The sequence below is a fragment of the Xanthomonas dyei genome (assembly GCF_002939865.1).
GTDB classification, from domain to species: domain Bacteria; phylum Pseudomonadota; class Gammaproteobacteria; order Xanthomonadales; family Xanthomonadaceae; genus Xanthomonas; species Xanthomonas dyei.
The window spans coordinates 1-5157 of sequence record NZ_MDEE01000085.1 but is presented as its reverse complement, the minus strand read 5'-3'; the positions used below and the strand labels follow the sequence as shown (position 1 = coordinate 5157).

The window sequence follows — 5157 nt, the reverse complement described above, 5'->3', positions numbered from 1 at the left end:
AAATGGCGAAACTCCGAAGATCCAAACGCGATTCTCCGGAACGATGCGGACATTCTGCCCTCTCAGGCATCGTTATTCAGACCTTCCCTAAAAAAGCGCGCTTGTAATTGAGGCTGATGGAAAGCTTGTTTTCAATGTCAGAGAAATAGTGGACGCAACTTGCTGCAGTAGCTCCTTCTTCATGAATCACTTCAGATCCTTCCAGACGAACACCATCCCCTCGAAATTTGGCGCTGTCGCATTTGATAAAAGTAGTCAAGTTTCCGCCCGAGTCGCGCGCGACATACCAGTCGTCCTCAAACGCAGGGTTGCGCGTCGGCGGCTCGCCGTGGTGGGCTTGATACACTTTTACGTATACGGCCATCTTCTCCTCATCAATGGCATAGGGCGTTAATCCAAATGTTTCAGGCTGTGCAATGCGAAGATCGAGCCTGTCGACAGGATTGCTCCGTTCAACCGAGCCGGTCTCGGTACGCCTCTCGTTTGACGAGAAACGCCCCAGCAATGTCTCGACGGGGACACGGTCGACATAGTCGATCGCGACCGAAATTTCCTTCCGGAAATCATTCGTACGCGGGTTCGCGCGCGCACCGGGCGGGGTGGGGGTCATGTCCGGCCATTCGATGACAAGCGTCACGCCTTCGCCCGGCCACGGTGCGATCTGGCTGTCCAGGTAGTTGGCAGGGATACGGAACGTGTTCGGCCCCAGCTTCACGTCCACAGGCGCATCCGAATAGGTGTGCCCGTTGATGGTGCGGCCTGTTGTGACGGTGTCAGACATGGGGGAAGTCCTTTTTTGTTCGGGTGATGGCGTCCGTGCACAGGCACTGCCGGTCAAAGCGACGGCAAGTGCAAGCGTCAGGCACCGGCCGGATGACATCATGTGCATTGGTCAATCCATTGCAGGGTCTACCGAGAACTATAGGCAAATAAGCGATGGCGGGACAGGTTGACCACATCGATGACCGGCGTTCGACCCTCTTTAGGTATCAACAAGACCGATGCCGATTTCGGCTGGCGCTTGCGGCTACTTCTGGATCGAAGCACAAGCACTGATCGGCTGTGCGTATCAAGAAAATGCAATGAGCGCAGAAGGGTAGCGGTGACTTTCGCGAGTGGATATGCAGACCTGCAGCATTGGGGCGTGCCTTGATGTACGACCGGGAGGAACTGACCTCCGGTACTCAATAGAGCCGCGAGATGTCGTACTGCCCCCATATGCTGCACAGGCTGTTACAGGCGCTGCCAACCTCTGGGCCAGATCAATCAATGCCATGCCGATGCTTGACCTCACCCCGTTACGCGGACACAGTCCGGAGCGTCTGTTTTCTCTGCTCAGGGGATGCTCGTGAAGAAGCTGATGCGTTGCCTGGTAGCCACGGCGCTAATGCCCATCATGACGCTTGGGTGTGCACGACTTTCGACAGAAGCTGCTGCAGCAAAGCCCTTGCGCGATGCCGAGGAAGTGTCCTCCTTTCCTCAGGCACCCGCTGCTTCGCCCACATCCTGGATCCCCTTCAAGTTGGAGCGGCAGATGGGGGCTATCTGTGTTGACAGGATGCAATCGCAGGGCGCTGCGCCTGCACCGCTGTTGAGGGACGCGTTTTGCCGAGGCCCGGCACCCGCGCACATGGCGCGCGCACTGCTGGCTCTGCGTGCAGACGCCGTCGATACTTCGCAGCAGGCGCGCGAAGCCAGTCTGCGCAATGCGGTCTACGTGGCCGCACCTGGGTTGGGACGACGCGCGGATTTCACTGTGGCCGCGGGTGAGCTCACGATTCGTTCGTTCGAAAGTGCCGATCCTGACAAGACGGTGTATCTGGTCTGGCCAGTGAAATGCAGTGCGGGTGACGCAGGCCTTGCATGCCAATCAGGCCAAGGGCGCAAAGCCTATCGCCTCGATAAGGACAGCAATGCATCCGACGTCAGCGTATCGATCTTCCCGCAAGCGCCCAGCCTGACTGCTGAAGATATCGCCAGGCAGAACGAACACGGCGGCTCGGAGCTTTTTCTGTTCGACGACAAGTTACCTATGGCGCCAACCATGCGATGGCTAATGGAGTTTGACCCCGACCAGCCGCTTGCCGCCGATGACCCAAGGCGGGTCGGCGCTTATGCGCATTTTGGCTTTCTCCGATGGACGGGTGAACGCTTCGAGCGCGTCGAACGGGTTACAAGAGCGCAGTGGCCGTGTCGTCAACAACGCGCGGGCGAACCAGCATGTTCTGATTATCCAGATGGTGAGGACCGATTCGTTTCCCATTAATTCAAAGGTTGCCAACTCATGGCGTGCGGCATAGGGTGAGCGCAAGCGCACAGGTGAAACCAGGCCAAAGCAGTAACCAGCACGACAAGGCATGATTGATATCGTCCTGATACAACAAGCCGATTAAAGCTTAGGCAACCCACACGGAGCAGAGCATGCATCATCGCCATTTGAACGGATTGCTTGTGGGTGTCGTGCTCATCGCTGCAGCTGGATGCGCCCAAGACAGCGCTCGCTCGGCAACCAGCCCTTCAGCGACGATAGCTGCCGCCAAGAACGTCTACCCGGAAGTGCCCTTGTCCTCTCCAAAGCCATGGAAGCAGTTCGCGCTGGAGCAAGACATGGGGGCCACCTGTACAACCCGATTACAGCGAAGCGCTTCTGGCCGCAGTGTTCTTCTGCCTGCCGACGAATGCATCGGCCCTGCGCCGCGCCCTTTAGCTCAAGTTATCTTGGCGCTTTCATCATCTGATCTGGCAATCACTCCCGACACGCGCGCAGACGCCTTGAAACATGCTGTTTACGTTGCATCTGCTGGTTTGGGTAAGCGTGCCGATTTCATGCTGGCGACCGATGCATTCTGGGTGCGCTCTTTCGAATCACCCGATCCTCTTGATGTCGTATACCTGGTTGGTGGGGTGCGGTGTACCGATCAGGCAGTGGACTGCAAGGATTCGGGTGGCGTACGCGCATTCCGTTTCGATGCGAAAGGACAGCTGGCCGATGTTAGTAGAGAGGTATTGCCGCCTGCACCCACATTGACCGAGGACGAGATCCGTCGTTACCAGCCTTACGCGGAACCTGTCCCGTTTCTTGATATGTCGCGTCTGTGGGCGGTTCCCGTGCTGCGCTGGGTGATCGAGTTCGGCCCGGACGCACCGCTTGCCAGTGATCCGCGCTACTACAACGATTGGGCGTACCTGCATTTCGGATTTCTGGTCTGGAACGGGCAGCGCTTTGACTTGATGAACACGGTTGATCGCTCGCGATGGCCGTGCAGGCCCGTCGCTGAAGGAAAGGCTGCCTGTTCTGGTCCGCTGGACAACAAGGGCGACCGTTTCGTCACTCATTAATCGATGCAGGGAGAGCAAAGATGGCGCGTGTCATAGAGCTCAATATCAAAGAGCGTGCAGACGAGGTTGTGGTGTTGTTCAATGCCAACCGTCCCGCAGATGCAGTGGCATTGCTGGAACGGCATCGGCAAGGACAGCCAGAAATCGTGCAAGAAAGCATGGATCGCTACGTCGGCATCCAGGCAGAGCGTGATATCGCTGCCAATGCAGGCCGCGCGCAGACGCCAGGCGTTACCGCAGCGCTACAACGCCTGCAAAGCATTCACACGACTGCACCGCGATTTCCAGCCGACAATGAGTTGGCGACTCTCTCCGACGGTCAAAAATACGACGTTTACGCAAGCATCGCCCAAGCGCGTGGCAATACGGCAGCAGATCAGGCGCTTGCAACGCCAGGGCAACGGGTCATCCTTGGCCTGCGGCAAGAGAATTCCACGCTCGACGCCATGGAAGATTCGGCACATCCAACCCAAAGGCGGTCAGATAACCCGGCAACTCCTCGCGATGAGTCACGCGGTGGCAGCGGTGTCTACAACGATCGCCTGGTCGTTCTGTGGAAGGACGCAGACGGAGCCGCTCATGTGGTTGAAGCGAACCGCTCTAACACCGAGCCCACTGCGCAATACGATCACCACGCGGGCAATACCGGAGCGAGGCCGCTGGGCGAGGGCGGTCGTGAAAACCGCAGATTCGATCCCTCCCCCGGGTTTGAGAGCATTACGCGGCCGCGCAAGATCGAGGGTGACGATGTCAATGGGGATGGTGTCCGTGACCTCGGACGTTTGGGCGAAGGCACGATCGAAATGCAGAGGGCGCAGCATCCCAATCCATTGCTGGCTGGATCCATGGACGATGCGCTGCGGCCTAGCCAGGCTGCAGTGACTGCAGGGCGCGGCATGGTGCAGCGGGACAGCAATGCCGACGGCTGGTTTGATCACGCCGACGTCAACGGCACACAGGATCTCAACGACACATTCAAAATCCACCGCGGATCACGCGGCAGCACGGACTCGGCCGGCTACCAGACTATCCACGCGGACGACTACGAGCCGTTCATGGATGCTGTTCAAGGCAACCCTGCGCAAACACGCTGGCAATACGTGCTGACCAGCACGACCACCGGCCCCGTGCGAGAGCAGCAGCTAGACCAAGGACTTCAGCAGGAGGGAGCACGGCCCGGCCCTCAGCCGCGTGGCAATCAGCCGCCTCATCCCCAACGGCAAGAAGGTGGGCCGGTAGAGACGGTGCACGGCAGGCAGCGACAGGCAGACCTGGAACCCACGCCGCAGGCACCTCACCCCCTGCATGCACAGGCAACGACTCTGGTTGGCAAGTTGGATGATGCCAGCATGGGACGGAGCAGCGATGCGCACAGCGAGCGGATGAGTGCCAGCTTGGCGCATCTGGCAAAGGAGCACGGGCTTGAGCGGATTGACCATGTGTAGCTGAGCAACCAGACACCGCGTGCGGCGGCCGGCGCTACCGTGTTCGTGGTGCAGGGCGAGCCCAGCAATCCGGCCCATCTGCGTGCCAGCATGCCCACTGACGTGGCCGTCAGTACGCCCGTGGAGCAATCGCTGGCAAAGCTGCAAGAGCTCGACGCGCGCACCTTGGCGCACAGCCAAAGCCAAGCGCAGGAGAGATCGTTGGCGCAGGAGGAGGCGGTTAAGCCGCGGAGCATTGGGTGAGCGTGTCTGGCTTCCGTCTTCGAGCGGTAGATCCTCGTTTAGGGAAGGTCTGAATAACGATGCCTGAGAGTGCGGAATGTCCGCATCGTTCCGGAGAATCGCGTTTGGATCTTCGGAGTTTCGCCATTTC

General features: G+C 58.9%; 3 protein-coding genes and 1 pseudogene. 3 read left to right on the top strand and 1 reads right to left on the bottom strand.

The genetic code is table 11. From position 1 onward, the window contains the following. Positions 1–76 precede the first annotated feature (76 nt). The gene (locus XdyCFBP7245_RS23080; protein ID WP_104617673.1) at positions 77–889 is read right to left on the bottom strand and encodes a Smlt3025 familytype IV secretion system inhibitor; all 813 of its coding nucleotides are present in this window, start codon (positions 887–889) and stop codon (positions 77–79) included. 459 nt (positions 890–1348) lie between these two features. Here XdyCFBP7245_RS23080 and XdyCFBP7245_RS23075 point away from each other — a divergent pair, with 459 nt between their 5' ends. The 3 genes and pseudogenes from XdyCFBP7245_RS23075 (at position 1349) to XdyCFBP7245_RS24240 (ending at position 5027) form a co-directional block, all read left to right on the top strand. After that, positions 1349–2266 carry a hypothetical protein gene (locus tag XdyCFBP7245_RS23075; protein ID WP_104617675.1) on the top strand — a complete coding sequence of 306 codons (918 nt, stop codon included), beginning with the start codon at positions 1349–1351 and terminating at the stop codon, positions 2264–2266. A 155-nt stretch (positions 2267–2421) separates the two neighbouring features. Beyond that, a complete protein-coding gene (locus XdyCFBP7245_RS23070) occupies positions 2422–3339 on the top strand; it encodes a hypothetical protein (protein ID WP_244907915.1) in 918 nt (305 codons plus the stop codon). Between the two features lie 20 nt (positions 3340–3359). After that, a pseudogene (locus tag XdyCFBP7245_RS24240) lies at positions 3360–5027 on the top strand (XVIPCD domain-containing protein). Positions 5028–5157 lie beyond the last annotated feature (130 nt).

Bases quoted from the DNA above. Each gene is read 5' to 3' on its own strand.
- XdyCFBP7245_RS23080 (WP_104617673.1), bottom strand. From the start codon at position 889: ATGCACATGATGTCATCCGGCCGGTGCCTGACGCTTGCACTTGCCGTC.
- XdyCFBP7245_RS23070 (WP_244907915.1), top strand. From the start codon at position 2,422: ATGCATCATCGCCATTTGAACGGATTGCTTGTGGGTGTCGTGCTCATC.